This window comes from Synechococcus sp. W4D4 (genome assembly GCF_047716805.1).
GTDB lineage: Bacteria > Cyanobacteriota > Cyanobacteriia > PCC-6307 > Cyanobiaceae > Vulcanococcus.
The window spans coordinates 123087-137607 of record NZ_CP180404.1; the positions used below are offsets into that span (position 1 = coordinate 123087).

Sequence of the window (14521 nt, forward strand, 5' to 3'; positions counted from 1 at the left end):
CATCGCAAGCACCAACATTCTTAAGATGCGACCAACCGTTACTCGCTGTCATGACTCCGCCAGTGATGGCGGCGCCTCCGGTGAGTCCGGTGTCCGTCGCCTCCCAAGCCCCCCATGGCCAGGGTCGCCCCTGCGTGATCACGCGCCGGGCCACCTTCAGCTCCAGTCATCGTTACTGGCTGCCTGAGCTGAGCCCTGAGCAGAACGCAGCTCAGTTCGGGGCCTGCAGCGTGTCCCCGGGGCACGGGCATAACTACGAGTTGATCGTCGCCATGGGCGGCGGGCTCGATGCCAATGGCATGGTGCTCAACCTCTCGGATGTGAAGCACGCCATCCGCGAGCAGGTCACGGCCCAGCTCGATTTCCGCAGCCTGAACGAGGCCTGGCCGGAATTCGATCTGAGCCGCCCAGAGGGGGTTTTGCCCACCACCGAGGCCTTGGTTCAGGCCATCTGGAGGCGTCTGACTCCTCACCTGCCCCTGATGGGGCTGCGTCTTTACGAAACCGACAAGCTCTGGGCCGATGTGCTCGGCGATTCCATGGAAGCCTTCTTAACGATCCGCACCCACTTCGCGGCGGCCCATCGCTTGGCCCGTCCTGAGCTGAGCTTTGAGGAGAACACCGCCATCTATGGCAAGTGCGCCCGGCCCCATGGCCATGGCCACAACTACCTGCTGGACATCACCGTCCGCGGCGGGATCGATCCTCGCACCGGGATGGTCTGTGATTTGTCTGCTCTCCAATCAGCGGTGGATGAGCTGGTGGTGGAACCGTTCGATCACACCTTCTTGAACAAGGATGTCGAGCACTTCTCCAGCACCGTGCCCACGGCGGAGAACATCGCTCTGCACATCGCTGATCTGCTGCAAGCCCCCGTCGCGGCATTGGGGGCTTCGCTCCACAAGGTCCGGCTGCAGGAGAGTCCAAACAACGCCGCTGAGGTGTTCGCTGAAGTGCCTCAACTGGGCATGAACCCCCAGGCCCTCGAAGCCCTTGCCGGCGCCTGAGGTTCGGCTGGTCCTGGCCGTCAGCCTGGACGGCCGCCTCGCCCCCGCCACAGGGGGTGCCGCCCAACTCGGAGGGACCGGTGATCGCCGCGTTCTTGAGGAGGCTCTGGCTTGGGCCGATGGAGCCCTGGTTGGTGGCAACACCATCCGTCAGCACGGCTGCACCTGCTTGATCCGCGATGCCGACTTGTCGGCGCAGCGTCAGCAGCAGGGGCGTCCGCCTCAACCGGCAGCCCTGGTCGTGAGTCGCCAGGCCCATTGGGATCAGCGCCTTCGTCTGTTTCAGCAGCCTCTGCAGCGTTGGCTTCTAGGACCTCTGGAAGCTGTTCCGGCTGGTTTTGATCGGGTCTTAGGCCTCCAGGATTGGCGGCATACGTTGGCGGACTTGGCGGCCTTGGGTTTCGAGCACGTGCTCTTACTTGGTGGTGCTCAGCTGGCGTCGCAACTGCTGGCACTGGGGCTCGTGGATGAGCTGCAACTCACCTTGGTGCCTCAACTGCTGGGTGGTCCCCATAGCTGGCTGCGGTCCGATCTGGCCCTGGAGTCCAGTGTCTGGGAGCTCAAGGAGCATCGACCCTTGGGCGCCGATGAGTTGCTCGTGCGCTACCGCCGCATCTGAGACTTCAGGCTGCTGAACCGTTCGGCCAGGTCCCGCAGCGGCAGCCGGCCAAAGGTCTCCGGTGGCAGCCCCAGCATCCGTCCGGCGCAGCGCTTGACCACCACCTCCAGATCATCGCCAAAGCGTCCGGCCAGTAACTCGGTGATGACCCCGAGGCTGCGGCCGCTGGTTTGGGTCTCGGCCACGAGGCAGCGGCTGGTGGGGGCAGCCAGGGCTTGGCAGGCGGGCGTGAGCCGCTGGATCAGGCTGCTGTTGCCCATGGCGCTCCAACGCAGACAGGCCTCGCTGACCTTGGCTTCGACCTGCGGCCGCATCAGTTTGAGCACTGGGCTGAGTAAACCGGCTTGGCTTGGCGCCGTCAGCGCTCCGATGACGAGGGCTGTAGCCGTTAGCGTTCTGCCCGCTGCCTGCCTCCTGGTTTTGAGCTGATGGCCGAGCTCACTGTTCGCTGGCACCGTTCGATTGAAGAGATCCCCGAGGCGCATTGGCAGGCCCTGACGGAGGCGGCTGGGCTCCCCTTCTACTCCTGGCGTTGGCTGGCTGGCCTGGAGCGATCCGGAAGTGTTGCCCCTCGGCAGGGTTGGCAGCCCTGTCACCTGAGTCTCTGGCGTGATGATCGCCTGATAGCTGTCGCTCCGCTCTACCTGAAAGGGCACAGCTACGGCGAGTTCGTCTTCGACCAGTCCTTTGCGGAGCTGGCCGCCCAGCTTGGGCAGCGCTACTACCCCAAGCTGCTGGGCATGAGCCCCTTGAGTCCAGTCGTGGGCTACCGCTTCTTCACTGCAGGTGGCGAGGACGCCCAGCAGATCACCGCAGTGCTGATGCAGTGCATTGACCGCTTCTGCGCCGAACATCAGATCTTTAGCTGCAACTTCCTCTACGCCGATCCCCAGTGGCAGGCCCTTGCTGAGGCGTCGGGATGCGCCACCTGGCTGAACCAGCAGAGCCTCTGGAGCAACCAGAGCTATGGCTGCTTCGATGACTACCTCGCGAGCTTCAACGCCAACCAGAGGCGCAACATCAAGCGCGAGCGCAAGGCGGTGGAGCGCGCGGGGATCACGGTGACGCCCCTGGCGGGAGCTGACCTTCCCGGCGAGATGCTGGAGCGGATGCACCACTTCTATGCCCAGCATTGCGCCCGTTGGGGGCCCTGGGGGAGCAAGTACCTCACGGAAGCCTTCTTTGATGAGGCGGCGGCGGAGTTGCGGGAACACCTGGTGCTCTTCAGTGCCCATCGCGGCGATCCCCTCGATCCGGTGGCGATGTCGCTGTGCGTGCACGCAGGGGATCAACTCTGGGGCCGTTACTGGGGCAGCGACGAGGAGATCGACAACCTCCACTTCGAGGTCTGCTACTACGCCCCGATCGAGTGGGCCATTGACCGTGGCATCCAGCGTTTTGACCCCGGTGCGGGGGGAAGCCACAAGCGCCGCCGCGGTTTTGTCGCCCGCTCCCATGCCTCCTTGCACCGGTGGTACTACGAGCCCTTTGATGCCATCGCTCGGCGCTGGTTGCCGGAGGCCAATCGCGAGCAGCTCAGTCAGATTGAGGCGGTCAATGCAGAGCTTCCCTTCACGGGCACGACGCGATCTCTGAGCGATTCGGCTGCGTAGCATCCGCCCATGAGCCCGTTTTCTCTAGAGCAGCGCCGCAGCCTTGATGAGGGGCTCTCGCAGCGCTTCATCGCCTTGGATCCCGCTGGCTATTTCCTGATCAAGTTGGATCCCGAGGCTGGGGAGCTGATCGCGGAGCACTACAGCAATGCGATTGATGACCGTGGTCTGGCCACGGATCCGGAGACCGGTGAAGTGATCAGCTGCAAGGGGGCGGGGCCCCGTGCTCCGGTGGCGATCTACCGCGGACGCAGTGCCAAGGAGTTGGGCATGGCCCTGACTGAGGGGGACGGACCCCATCCCCTGAGTTGCCTTGATCACGCCCTCTATCTGGGCCGTGAACTGCAGAAAGCGGAGCTAGCCCTGGAGACCGGGGTTACCTACATCCAGGACTAAGCCGGCTGCAGTTCGCGGGTTGGCGTCGGGGGCTCGGGGGGGAGTGCTGCGAGCTGATCTTGGATTTCTTCGGTCACCACGGAGCGGTATTCCATGAAGTGTTCGTTGTGGGCGAGCACCACAAGGAACTGCTCCAGAACAGCGGGGTTCTTCCGTGCGACTTCCAGCAGGGAGAGCCAGAAGCGAACACGGGTGTTGCGCTTGAAGCCCTGACGCCAGAGCACGATCAGCAAGGCCCGCACATCAGTCCAGGCGGGTAGGGAGGCCTTGCCGAAGGTTGCCGGCACGAATTCCTGCCAGCGCGGCTTGCCCATCTTCAGGTAGTAGTGCTTGACCCGATCGATGTAGGCGTTGGGTTCGTAAAGCCGGCAGAAGGCGTCGACGTATTCGTTGGCGATGTCGCGAATCGGCCGGGTGGGCACGAAGTTGAGCAGGTTGGTCTGGTTGACCCCCTTGGCGTCGGCCTTCTCTTGAATCAGCCGGCCTTCCTTCTCAAGCCGGTGCCAGAGGCCGGTGTTGGGTAGGGCCTGAAGCATCCCCATCATTGCGGCGGGGATCCCGGTGCGAGTGACGAACTCGACGATCCGATCGCCGGCTCCGGCTTTCTCACCATCGAAACCGATGATGAATCCGGCCATGACCCGCAGGCCATAGGAGTTGATTCGGTCCACAGCTTCTTCCAGGGAGCTGCGGGTGTTCTGGTGTTTTCCTGCCACCGAGAGGCTCGCCTCATCGGGGGTCTCAATGCCGAGGAAGACCGAGTCGAAGCGGGCTTCGGCCATCATCAGCATCAGCTCCTCATCGGCAGCCAGATCGACCGAGGCCTCAGTCGCGAAGCTGAAGGGATAGCCCCGTTCGATTTGCCACTGCTTCAAGGCCGGCAGCAGCAGCTTGGCGTTGCGCTTGTTGCCGATGAAGTTGTCATCGACCAGGAAGATCGAGCGCCGCCAGCCCAAGTCGTAGAGGTATTGGAGTTCGGCGATCAGCTGCTCAGGCGTCTTGGTCCTGGGTTTGCGGCCGTAGAGAACGATGATGTCGCAGAACTCGCACTGGAACGGGCAGCCCCTGGAGAACTGCACGCTCATGGAGTCGTAGGCATCGAGTTTCAGCAGGTCAAAGCGCGGCACCGGCGTGTTGGTCACGTCCGGTTTTTCGCCGTTTGCGCTGAAACGGCCGCCGGCTTCACCCTTTTCAATGGCCTCGATGAACATCGGCAGGGTGATTTCACCCTCATCGAGCACTTTGAAGTCCGCCAAGCCCAATTCAGGGGCATCGGGTGTGGAGCTGGCGAAGGGGCCTCCAACGGCAACGGGCAGACCCCGTTCCTTGGCCTTGGCAATTTGCGCGGCCATGTCGGCCTTCTGCACGATCATCCCGGAGATGACCACCAGCTCAGCCCAATCCCAGTCGGCTTCGCTGACCTCTTCAACATTGCGGTCCACCAGCTTCATCGGCCAGTGCTGCGGCAGCAGTGCGGCCACCGTCACCATCCCCAAGGGAGGGAGGAGAACCTTGCGGTTCACGAGCTCGAGAATTTTCTCGTAGCTCCAGAAGGTCTTTGGAAACTCGGGGTAGATGAACAGGGTGTTCATGCCGTTCGGTGGTCTCCAGTGAGATGCGTGGAACGGCTGTCCCCAACAGGGACATCCGAGTTAATGGCGTCCAGCCTAGGCCGAGTGGCCGGGGGGCGGGCTGGTTTCTGCTGTAATAGCGCTCAGTTGCAACCTCAGGTCCATGGGCCCCGTGATCTATCTGGCAATGGTCGGTGGCGGTTTGGTGGCCGCTGCAGCCATCTCGTTCGTGCTGCGCGGAATCAAGCTCATCTGAGCCGTTAGTTGAGCCGCAGTTTGCGGTTGTTCAACAGCTCCCAGACACCGAGGACTGCTCCGAGGCTGCCAAGCACGGCTAGGCAGCCCCAGAGGCCACCAGGCAGCGTTTCAGTCAGAAAGGCTGCCGCAAGGCCGCTTAGTCCACCCCCTCCCAAGAAGGCGATCTGACCAAGGCCTGCCATCCGTCCCCGGAGAACCTGGGGTGCATGCACTTGGATGATCAGATTGGTGCCCGCCAACAGGCTTGCGGTGCCGGCGCCGATCAGGAAAGCCATCGCCAATCCCCAGGCGAGGCCGGCTTGGTTCGATAAACCCAGTTGGGCCAGGGCTGTCAGGAGCGTCGTGCTGCCGAGCAGCCAGCCGGGACGGCGGCTGATGGCCGCGGCATGACGCTGCAGAAGGACTCCGCCGCAGATGCTGCCGCAGGCCAGAACACTGGTGAAGAGCCCCAGGGCCATGGGGCTTGGGCCTAGGAGTTCCAGGGCCATGAGCGGGGCTAGCCCTGGGTGGAAGAAGCCCACCAGGCAGGCCGCGGCGGTGAAACTCAGGACGTGCCGCAGGCGCGCGCCGCAATCCCGCCAGGCGGTCAAGAGGTTGGCGGCCTGGCCTTTCTGGCTTCTGCGTTCGCGCTCGCGATGGGGAGCCATCAGCCAGAGCAGGGTGAGGATCGGGAAGAGATAGGTGGCGGCATCCAAGCTGAGGGCCAGGGTGGGCCCGGTGGTCGCCAGCAGGAGTCCCCCCAGGGGAGGGCCCACCAATTTGCCGACGTTGAAGATCACCGAGAAGCTGGCCAGGTAAGGGCCGAGCTGCTCGGGCTCATCCACCAGCAAGGCGACGTATTTGTTGCGTGCCGTCAGTTCGTAGGTGCTGGCGATCCCAATGCCCAAGGTGCTGAGCAGCAGCAGGACGTCCTGCTCTGGCCCGACTGTCAAGGGAATGGCGATGGCCCCGAGAACAGCGGCGATCAGGAGCCCCCATTGGGCGCGAATGAGGACCCTCTCACTACCCAGCCGGTCGGTCATTACCCCGGCCGGCCCGCTGATGACCAGCGTCGGCAGGGTCAGCATGGCGAAGTTGAGCGCCAGCAAAAAGGGGTTTTCGGCCCCCTCCATCAGCAGCCAGCCCTTGGCGGTCAGTCCGGCAAAGGATCCAGCGGTGCTAATGCCAGAGGCCAGCAGAAAGGTGGTGCGTTGATGACGCGTGAGGCGCCCTTGTAGGCGCTTCAGTCCCCGCTGGATCAAGACTGGGCCCGTTTCACAGAGAGGGCGTCTTTGACCATGGCCTTGGCTCCCACCACCTCGCCAATCAGGTCGTAGGTGTCAGCGGCCGTGATGCGAACCGGAACCATCGTTCCTGGCGCAGCGCAGAGCCCGCCTTCTCCAGGCATCACCCGCACTTCGCCATCCACTTCGGGGGCAAAGCGAGCGCAGCGACCAATCATTTCCCCACTGCTGGGGTTCTCCTGTTCGATCAGGACATCGACGATTCGTCCCACCCAAGCGCCATTGCGCTCGGCGGCAATTGGCTGTTGCAGGGCCATCAGGCGGTCCTTGCGCTCCGCAGCGATCTCCGCTGGAACTTGGTTGGGTAACTCAGCGGCCGGGGTCCCCTCCTCGGGCGAGAAGGTGAAGACCCCCACGTGGTCGAAGCGCTGCTCGGAGACGAAGTCCAGCAGGTGTTGGAACTGTTCTTCTGTTTCGCCGGGGTAGCCGACGATGAACGTCGTTCGCAGCACGGCGTCGGGGAGTTGTTCGCGAATCCGCGCCAGGACGCCGTTGGTGACATCGGCCTGCCAGGGGCGATTCATCGCGCGAAGGACATCCGGATGGCTGTGCTGCAGCGGCAGATCCAGGTAGGGCAGCACGTTGGCCACGTCCCGATAGGCCGCCAGCACCTCAGGCGTCAATCCTGTTGGGTAGGCGTAGTGGACGCGAATCCAGGGGATCTCCACCTCTCCAAGGGCCCGCAGCAGCTCGGCTAACTGCGGCTTGCCGGCCAGATCGAGACCGTAGTTGGTGGTGATCTGGCTGATTAGCACCAGCTCCTGCACGCCCTGGGCGGCCAGCTGCCGCGCCTCGGCCACGATGCTCTCGATCGTGCGGGAGCGTTGGTCGCCGCGCAGGTGGGGAATGATGCAGAACGCGCAGCGGTAGTCGCAGCCCTCCGCCACCTTGAGGTAGGCCACCGCTTCGCTGGTGGTGCGGTAGCGGGGCAGGTTCTCGTCGCCCACGAAGGTGGGGTTCTCGCTGACCTGGTTCACCCTCTCGCCCGCTTCCACCCGCTCGAGGACGCTGACGATGTGTTGGTAATCACCCGTCCCGACGATGGCCTTGGCCTCCGGCAGGCTTTCGAGCAGTTCCTCCTGGAAGTGCTGGGCCAAGCAGCCCGCAATGATCAGCTCCTTTCCCTGCTCGGCGAGCTCCACCAGGGTGCGAACCGACTCCTCCCGGGCGTCCTGGATAAAGCTGCAGGTATTGACCACGACGACGTTGGCGTCGGCTTCATCGGCGCTGACCCCGTAGCCCGCCTCCGCTAGCAGCCCGAGCATGTGCTCGGTATCGACGCGGTTTTTCTCGCAGCCCAGATGTGCGAACGCAACGGTTTTGCCAGTGCTCTTGCGGGCGCTATCGGTCATGGATGAACTCAAGTGGTAGGGCCGCGCGCTGGCCAATCCCTAACCCTACTGATCAGGATCCCTGCCACAATTCCCACAGCCTTAAGGGACCTACGCCGTGAGCTCATCACGCCTGAGTGAGCGTCTTGGAAGCCAGCGCCGACGCGGCGATGGCGGCCGGCGGTGGGTTCGGGTGGTGATGGCCGTTTTGGCCACCATCGGCGTGATTGACACCGGCTCGATCACCCTGAGCAAGTGGGGCTGGATCGAGGTTCTGAGCTGCAGTTCGACGGGGCTGTTTGGCTGCAATGGCTGCGAGAAAGTGCTCTCCAGTGCTTGGGGGTCTCTCTTTGGCCAGCCCCTGGCTCTGTTCGGCCTGTTGGGCTACGGCGCGGTCCTGTTCATGGCCGTCGTCCCGCTCGTGCTGCAGGGCGATCTGAGGGTCAGCTTCGGTCAGAAGAGCTGGTGGGGGCTGTTCCTCTTGAGCACGGCGATGGCCGTGTTTAGCGGTGTTCTGCTGGGGGTGATGGCCTTTGGCATCCGCGATTGCTGCCCTTTCTGCATCCTCTCGGCGGGTCTGAGCACAGCGTTATTTGTCCTCAGCCTGATTGGCGGTGATTGGGAGGATCGGGGTCAGCTGATCTTCAGCGGTGTGATTACGGCACTGTTGGTTGGGGTCATTGGCTTGGGCTGGGCCGCATCAGTCGGCCGCCCTGTCGTTGACAGCGCACCGGGAGTGTCGCCTCCGGTTCGCAGCGAAAGCGGAGTGGGCCAGATCGCCCTGGCTGAACATCTCACGGCCACTGGCGCCAAGCTCTATACCGCTTACTGGTGCCCCCATTGCCACGACCAGAAGGAGCTGTTTGGTCGGCAGGCCAGCGAAAAACTGACCGTGATCGAGTGCGCTCCCGATGGCCGCGATAACCAGCGGGAGCTTTGTGAGGCGAAGAAGATCGAGGGGTATCCCACCTGGGAGATCAATGGCCAGCTCGATTCCGGCGTCAAACCGTTGGCGAAATTGGCCGAGTCCAGTGGCTACAGCGGTCCGGATCTGAAGTAGCGGTTATTCCGCTAAGGCCTCTGTGCTGATGCTGAGGCCCTGGCGCTGAAGGCTGTGTCTCCGCCAGAAGGGCTGGCGTGCGGGGGCATCGACGCGGAAGTGTCCTCCACGACTCTCGGTTCTAAATAGCGCTGACTCCATGAGGAGGGCGGCCACGGTGGCCCGCTGCTGCAGGTCGTGGGCTTTGCTGATCCAACGGACCTGCCCCTGAGGCAGTTGCAGTTCCTGTTCTTTCCCCAGAGCCTGGAGGGCCTGGAGCAGTGGCTGAGCGCTGAGTTGGCCTTCGAGCTGCTGGCAGGCGCGGTAGCCCTCCAGCAGTGCGTGACCATTGCGCTCCACGCCGGCCACCTGCCAACAAAGGCTGCGCAGTTGCTCGGTTTGCCGCTCGATGGCTTCGAGGCTGTTGGCCGGGTGGTCTGTTCTGGAGGCCTTGACCAGAGGCTCGAGGGTGGCTGGCGCGGCTGGGGAGAGCTCGATCTCGCGCAGTTGGCGGGCGTAGACGAGGCATTCCATGAGTGAGTTGCTGGCCAGACGGTTGGCGCCATGGACCCCGCTGCTGGCCACTTCCCCCACGGCGTAGAGCCCAGGGATGGTTGTGGCTGAGCGGGCATCGACGCGGATGCCTCCCATGCAGTAGTGGGCTGCGGGTGCCACCGGGATTGGGGCTTGGGTGGGCTCGAGACCCAGTTCACGGCAGCGCCCCAGGATCGTCGGGAATTGCCGCTCCAGCTTGCTGGTCCCGACGGGCCTGAGGTCGAGCCAGAGGTGAGGGGTCTGCCGCTCACGCATGCGCTGGACCAAGGCTCGACTGACGGCATCGCGCGGAGCGAGATCGGCACCGCTGAGCTGGCTGACGGGGCTCTCCCCTTGGTCGTCAATCAACCGGGCACCTTCACCGCGCACCGCCTCAGAAATCAGGAAGTGGGGGGCTTCCGGCAGCATCAAGGCTGTGGGGTGGAACTGGATGAACTCCAGATCCCGAACCGCAGCGCCGGCTCGCCAGGCCATGGCGATGCCATCGCCACTGGCCTGTTTGGGGTTGGTGGTGTTGGCAAAGAGATGACCGCCGCCGCCGGTGGCCAGCACCACCGCGCGGGATTGGAGCCATTGGACCGTCCCCTCCACCAGGACCTGAAGGCCGCGGCACTGGCCCTCGCTGATCCAGAGCTGAAGGGCCAGTCCTCCCTGGATGCGTTGCAACCCAGGACGCTGCAGCACCTTGCGCTCCAGGGCGTCGACCAGTGCTCCGCCCGTGCGGTCTTGCGCGTGCAGGACTCGGCGGTGGCTGTGGGCGGCCTCCAGGGTGGTGCTCAGGCCTCCGTCCTGGCGGTCGAAGTCCATCCCCAGCTCCAGCAGCCGCTCGACGCAGGCCGGGGCCTCGCGCACGAGCAGTTCCACCGCAGGGCGGTCGCAGAGATCAGCCCCGGCCCTGAGGGTGTCCTCCAGATGGCTTTCGAAGCTGTCCTCGGGTCTGGTCACCGCTGCGATTCCACCCTGGGCCCAGCGGCTGGCCGAACGTGGAGCGCGGTCTTTGCTCAGCAGCAGCACGCTGAGTCCCTCGGGTAATTCGAGGGCGGCCATTAAGCCTGCGGCGCCCCCGCCCACCACGATTACGTCCCAATTGGAGGGGATGGACGGCATCAGGCTTGGACTGACTGAGGCAACAAAAAAGCCGTCGGGATGGCCCGACGGCGGTCACCGGCTGCGGAATCTAGACCTCAGCTGTGCGCTTGAAACGCCTAAGCAATCAACGGTATTGGCCGTCGTTAATGCGATCGAAGCCTTCATTGAGGGCGATGGACGGTGGGGTCACGGTGAAGTTGCCCTTGTACTTCTCAACCAATTCCTTCTGACGATCGGTCAGGTCGAGGTTGAGGAGGTCGTCAACGCTGTTGTAAGGGCCACCCAACACAATCTTTCCGGCCAGGGTGGGGTACATCCCAGGGAAGGCCTGGAAGCGGCGGACCGAGCAGTTGTTCAGGTCAATCTTGTCGCCGCGCTCAGTGATCTTGTCGTCCGCGACGTTGCGCAGTGAGTCGGCCTGAGCTGCGGGAGCGATGATCAGGCTGAGGAGCAGGCCGGCCATCAGCACTCCACTAATGAGCCACGAAACCAGCCGTTTCATTGATAACTCCGTCTGAACGGGAACCACAGGGAGAGGGCTGCCTTGCAGCCAGCCCTGCAAACCTACAGGGAGCGGTCCTTCGAGCCGCGGGCATCACCGGAGGCTTTTGCAGTTCTTCAGATGAGCCCACTCCAGTGGGGCGACCAGAGGGAGGCGGCCAGAAAAAGTCCATCCACCGCAAGGGTTGTGGCCATAGCTGACGCGGCGACTCTCCAGGCCCCATCTGGGTGGTGCCAGTAGCGGCGGCAAAGGTTCAGAAGCACAGCGCCCGCCAGCAGGGTGACCCCGAGGGGCATGGGCTCCAGAACGCCGAGGGCGGCCTGATGGAGCAGAGCGGTGGCTTGATCGATCGGTGCGTTGAGGACCTCGGTCCAGTGGCGCATCACACCGGTGATCGCCATCACCCCGTCGGTGACGGCGGTTCCAACCAAAGAGGCGAGATAGAAGCTGGCCGCTAATCGCCAGCGGGTGCGAAGGCCCCCGAGGGCCAGGGGGAGGGCAAAGGCCTCAATCGGCAGGTGCCAGAGGGGGTGGAGGCGGCACCAGCCCCAAAACAGGCAGCCACCCAGCCAGCTGCCGCTGAAGCCCACCAGCAAGGTGCCGGTGGTGCTCCAACGCTGCTGGGGGTGTCCGGAGAGGGCGATCCCCAGGAAGAGCAGGGGGGCGGTGAAGAGGGCAGCGCTGAAGGGCGCCAGGCGCACCCAGGGCGCTTGCAGGAAAACCGGTAGTGCCACCAAGAGGCAACCCGAAAGCCAGAGGCCCCAGCCCTTGGCGCCGGAGACGCGGCTCTGCGGTGCTGGGGTCAGCATCCCTGTGGTGAGGCTGGGCTGCACCCCGAGCACAACGCTTGTAACGAAAGGTGTCCAACCTTAAAGGGTATGCGGCTTCTCAATCCCTGCCCGAGCGCATAAGGTCTGCCTGAACCTTGTCGCTCTGCCGTGACCACCCTGACCCCCACTGAGTCGTTGGGGGTCCTGGAGGCCTGTTGGCGCTTCTTGGTGCTCGGGGTGGTCCAGGGGTTGACGGAGTTCTTGCCCATCAGCAGTACGGCACACCTGAAGGTGGTGCCTGTCTTGCTCGGCTGGGGCGATCCGGGTGTGGCGGTGACCGCTGTGATTCAGCTGGGAAGCATTGCCGCGGTGATCGGTTTTTTCCGCGAGGACCTCAGGCAGGTGATCAAGGCCTCCTGGCAGGCCTGGCTCAGCCAGCGCTGGGACACCCCAGAGGCTCGCTTGGGTCAGGCGATTCTTTGGGGGACCTTGCCGATTCTGGTGGCGGGTCTGGGCATCAAGTTGTTTGTCTCCGACTTTGATCAGTCCCCCCTCCGCAGCTTGACTTCGATCGGAATCGTGTCGATCGTGATGGGTTTGCTACTGGGACTGGCCGAACGTTGCGGCAGCCGGCGCCGCGTGCTCTCTGATGTGGTGGTGCGCGACGGCTGGCTGGTGGGTCTGGCTCAAACTCTGGCCCTCATTCCTGGAGTCTCTCGATCCGGAAGCACCTTGACGGCTGCTTTGTTTGATGGCTGGAAGCGCTCGGAAGCAGCCCGCTTTTCGTTTTTGCTCGGGATCCCGGCCATCAGCCTGGCCGGGTTGGTGGAGCTCAAGGACGCGTTTTCGGAGCCGGCTGCCGGTGGCGCCTTGCCCTTGCTGGTGGGGATTGGCTCCTCGGCCGTGGTGTCCTGGCTGGCCATCGCGTGGTTGCTGCGCTTTCTGCAGAACCACAGCACCTGGTGGTTCGTGGGCTACCGGGTCTTTTTTGGCCTGGGGGTGATCCTTTGGGCTGCCCGAAGCGTGGCCTGAACCGCCTGCGTCTCAAACTGGAGGAAGTAGAGCCGTAGCGGTCGGTGTGGAATGAGCCTTCGGTCGGGGTCGTCCTCGCCGAGACAGAAGGAGAGATCAGGCTGCCTGCACCGGCGGTGGTCGATCGGGTGGAAGCCGATTCGATTGGTGACGAGCTGGGAATCCAGCCGGGTGATCGCCTTCTGAGCATCAACGGGGTGCGCCCGAGGGATCTGATCGACCTTCAGTTTTTGGTCGGGGAGGAGGAGCTCTGCCTTGAGGTGCAGGACCCCGATGGCACGGTCCATCAGGTTGAGCTGGAGAAGGATGCCGATGAGGGCCTCGGGCTGGCCTTCACCGAGGCGCTATTCGATGGCCTGAAGCAGTGCAATAACCACTGTCCCTTCTGCTTTATCGATCAGCAGCCACCGGGGCATCGCCGCAGTCTCTACGTCAAAGACGACGACTACCGCCTGAGCTTTTTGTATGGCTCTTATCTCACCCTGACCAATCTCTCTGCAGCGGACTGGGAGCGGATTGAGCAGCAGCGCCTCTCTCCGCTGTTTGTCTCGGTCCATGCCACCCATCCAGAGCTGCGTTCCCGGTTGTTGGTGAACCCCCGGGCGGCGTTGCTGCTGGACCAGTTGGCTTGGTTCCAGAAGCGCCAGCTGCAGATCCATGCCCAGGTCGTGGTTTGCCCTGGGCTGAATGACGGCGAGGCCCTTGAGCAGACCCTGAAGGACCTCTCTGGCTTTGCGGGTGGGGACTGGCCAGCGGTGCTGTCTGCTGCGGTCGTCCCGGTGGGCTTGACCCGCTACCGGCCCGATGGGGATGGCTTGGTCCCGGTGGATCGGGCCTGCGCCCAGCGCGTGATCGCTCAGGTGGAAGGCCTACAAGAGGGCTTCCGCGAGCAGTTCGGCAGCCGTTTCGCTTGGTTATCGGATGAGTGGTACCTGATGGCGGGCTATGCCCTGCCGGATCGGGCCGACTACGAGGATCTTCCCCAAGAGGGGAATGGGGTGGGGAGCATCCGTTCGTTTCTGGAGGCGATGGATGAGGCGACGATGGATCTCCCTCGTTCGCTGGACGCCCCTCGTCGGGTGAGTTGGGTGGTGGGGCTGTTGGTGGCAGAAGCCCTGCGGCCGGCGGTGGATCGCTTGAATCAAGTCGAAGGCCTTGAGGTTCTGCTGCATGGGCTGCCGAGCCCTTACTGGGGGCAAGACCAGGTGGTGACCGGTTTGCTGACGGGATCGGATCTCCTCGAGGGCCTGGCGGGCGCTGAGCTGGGAGATGAAGTGCTGCTACCTGCTGTGATGCTGCGGCAGGGAGAACCCGTTTTTTTAGATGATCAACCCTTCGATGCCGTTGCGACGCAGTTGAAGACGCCAGTGCGCCTCGTTCATGGGGCGGATGACATCGTGGATGCCTGCCTCGGCGAATCAGAAGCTGATCATTAAGATCCGGTCATATTTATTTC

At 63.6% G+C, this 14521-nt stretch carries 15 protein-coding genes; 8 read left to right on the forward strand and 7 right to left on the reverse strand.

Annotation, left to right across the window (positions count from 1 at the left end; genetic code table 11):
• Positions 1 to 50: 50 nt before the first annotated feature.
• The gene (locus ACLM42_RS00660) at positions 51 to 1007 is read left to right on the forward strand and encodes a 6-carboxytetrahydropterin synthase (RefSeq protein WP_371820594.1); all 957 of its coding nucleotides are present in this window, start codon (positions 51 to 53) and stop codon (positions 1005 to 1007) included.
• Positions 994 to 1626, forward strand: coding sequence for a RibD family protein (locus ACLM42_RS00665; protein ID WP_415399418.1), 633 nt, complete (start codon positions 994 to 996; stop codon positions 1624 to 1626). Before ACLM42_RS00660 ends, ACLM42_RS00665 begins: the two co-directional genes overlap by 14 nt.
• Here the strand turns inward: ACLM42_RS00665 and ACLM42_RS00670 are convergent.
• Positions 1611 to 1940 carry a hypothetical protein gene (locus ACLM42_RS00670; protein WP_415399419.1) on the reverse strand — a complete coding sequence of 110 codons (330 nt, stop codon included), beginning with the start codon at positions 1938 to 1940 and terminating at the stop codon, positions 1611 to 1613. The genes ACLM42_RS00665 and ACLM42_RS00670 overlap by 16 nt on opposite strands.
• Before the next feature lie 114 nt (positions 1941 to 2054).
• On the opposite strand from ACLM42_RS00670, the gene ACLM42_RS00675 reads away from it, so the two are divergent.
• Together ACLM42_RS00675 and ACLM42_RS00680 are read left to right on the forward strand one after the other, a co-directional pair.
• Positions 2055 to 3239, forward strand: coding sequence for a GNAT family N-acetyltransferase (locus tag ACLM42_RS00675; protein WP_247910147.1), 1185 nt, complete (start codon positions 2055 to 2057; stop codon positions 3237 to 3239).
• Positions 3240 to 3248: 9 nt separating this feature from the next.
• A complete protein-coding gene (locus ACLM42_RS00680) occupies positions 3249 to 3635 on the forward strand; it encodes a DUF4346 domain-containing protein (protein WP_247910148.1) in 387 nt (128 codons plus the stop codon).
• Here ACLM42_RS00680 and ACLM42_RS00685 read toward each other — a convergent pair.
• Complete coding sequence (locus ACLM42_RS00685; RefSeq protein ID WP_247910149.1) at positions 3632 to 5227, reverse strand: B12-binding domain-containing radical SAM protein; 1596 nt, start codon at positions 5225 to 5227, stop codon at positions 3632 to 3634. The genes ACLM42_RS00680 and ACLM42_RS00685 overlap by 4 nt on opposite strands.
• Before the next feature lie 142 nt (positions 5228 to 5369).
• Here ACLM42_RS00685 and ACLM42_RS00690 point away from each other — a divergent pair, with 142 nt between their 5' ends.
• On the forward strand, positions 5370 to 5462 hold the full coding sequence (locus ACLM42_RS00690) for a cytochrome b6-f complex subunit 6 (protein WP_247910150.1): 93 nt from the start codon (positions 5370 to 5372) through the stop codon (positions 5460 to 5462).
• A gap of 4 nt (positions 5463 to 5466) precedes the next feature.
• Here the strand turns inward: ACLM42_RS00690 and ACLM42_RS00695 are convergent, their stop codons facing one another.
• Together ACLM42_RS00695 and rimO are read right to left on the reverse strand one after the other, a co-directional pair.
• Positions 5467 to 6705: an MFS transporter gene (locus tag ACLM42_RS00695; protein WP_247910151.1), complete on the reverse strand. Its 1239-nt coding sequence runs from the start codon at positions 6703 to 6705 to the stop codon at positions 5467 to 5469.
• Positions 6702 to 8099 carry a 30S ribosomal protein S12 methylthiotransferase RimO gene (gene rimO / locus ACLM42_RS00700; protein WP_247910152.1) on the reverse strand — a complete coding sequence of 466 codons (1398 nt, stop codon included), beginning with the start codon at positions 8097 to 8099 and terminating at the stop codon, positions 6702 to 6704. Before rimO ends, ACLM42_RS00695 begins: the two co-directional genes overlap by 4 nt.
• 97 nt (positions 8100 to 8196) lie before the next feature.
• On the opposite strand from rimO, the gene ACLM42_RS00705 reads away from it, so the two are divergent.
• Positions 8197 to 9138, forward strand: coding sequence for a vitamin K epoxide reductase family protein (locus ACLM42_RS00705; protein ID WP_247910153.1), 942 nt, complete (start codon positions 8197 to 8199; stop codon positions 9136 to 9138).
• Positions 9139 to 9141: 3 nt separating this feature from the next.
• Here the strand turns inward: ACLM42_RS00705 and nadB are convergent, their stop codons facing one another.
• The 3 genes from nadB to ACLM42_RS00720 form a co-directional block, all read right to left on the reverse strand.
• On the reverse strand, positions 9142 to 10779 hold the full coding sequence (gene nadB, locus ACLM42_RS00710) for an L-aspartate oxidase (RefSeq protein ID WP_247910154.1): 1638 nt from the start codon (positions 10777 to 10779) through the stop codon (positions 9142 to 9144).
• A 106-nt stretch (positions 10780 to 10885) separates the two neighbouring features.
• The gene (gene psbU, locus ACLM42_RS00715) at positions 10886 to 11263 is read right to left on the reverse strand and encodes a photosystem II complex extrinsic protein PsbU (protein ID WP_415399420.1); all 378 of its coding nucleotides are present in this window, start codon (positions 11261 to 11263) and stop codon (positions 10886 to 10888) included.
• A gap of 116 nt (positions 11264 to 11379) precedes the next feature.
• Positions 11380 to 12105: a DUF3120 domain-containing protein gene (locus ACLM42_RS00720; RefSeq protein WP_415399421.1), complete on the reverse strand. Its 726-nt coding sequence runs from the start codon at positions 12103 to 12105 to the stop codon at positions 11380 to 11382.
• Positions 12106 to 12201: 96 nt separating this feature from the next.
• Here ACLM42_RS00720 and ACLM42_RS00725 point away from each other — a divergent pair, with 96 nt between their 5' ends.
• A complete protein-coding gene (locus ACLM42_RS00725) occupies positions 12202 to 13065 on the forward strand; it encodes an undecaprenyl-diphosphate phosphatase (RefSeq protein WP_415399422.1) in 864 nt (287 codons plus the stop codon).
• A gap of 44 nt (positions 13066 to 13109) precedes the next feature.
• On the forward strand, positions 13110 to 14501 hold the full coding sequence (locus tag ACLM42_RS00730) for a TIGR03279 family radical SAM protein (protein WP_247910158.1): 1392 nt from the start codon (positions 13110 to 13112) through the stop codon (positions 14499 to 14501).
• Positions 14502 to 14521 lie beyond the last annotated feature (20 nt).

Excerpts from the sequence above, each read along its gene's own strand:
- nadB (WP_247910154.1), bottom strand. The coding sequence starts at position 10,779 with ATGCCGTCCATCCCCTCCAATTGGGACGTAATCGTGGTGGGCGGGGGC.
- ACLM42_RS00680 (WP_247910148.1), top strand. The coding sequence starts at position 3,249 with ATGAGCCCGTTTTCTCTAGAGCAGCGCCGCAGCCTTGATGAGGGGCTC.
- ACLM42_RS00670 (WP_415399419.1), bottom strand. The coding sequence starts at position 1,940 with ATGCGGCCGCAGGTCGAAGCCAAGGTCAGCGAGGCCTGTCTGCGTTGG.
- ACLM42_RS00660 (WP_371820594.1), top strand. The coding sequence starts at position 51 with ATGACTCCGCCAGTGATGGCGGCGCCTCCGGTGAGTCCGGTGTCCGTC.
- ACLM42_RS00675 (WP_247910147.1), top strand. The coding sequence starts at position 2,055 with ATGGCCGAGCTCACTGTTCGCTGGCACCGTTCGATTGAAGAGATCCCC.
- ACLM42_RS00685 (WP_247910149.1), bottom strand. The coding sequence starts at position 5,227 with ATGAACACCCTGTTCATCTACCCCGAGTTTCCAAAGACCTTCTGGAGC.
- ACLM42_RS00690 (WP_247910150.1), top strand. The coding sequence starts at position 5,370 with ATGGGCCCCGTGATCTATCTGGCAATGGTCGGTGGCGGTTTGGTGGCC.
- rimO (WP_247910152.1), bottom strand. The coding sequence starts at position 8,099 with ATGACCGATAGCGCCCGCAAGAGCACTGGCAAAACCGTTGCGTTCGCA.
- psbU (WP_415399420.1), bottom strand. The coding sequence starts at position 11,263 with ATGAAACGGCTGGTTTCGTGGCTCATTAGTGGAGTGCTGATGGCCGGC.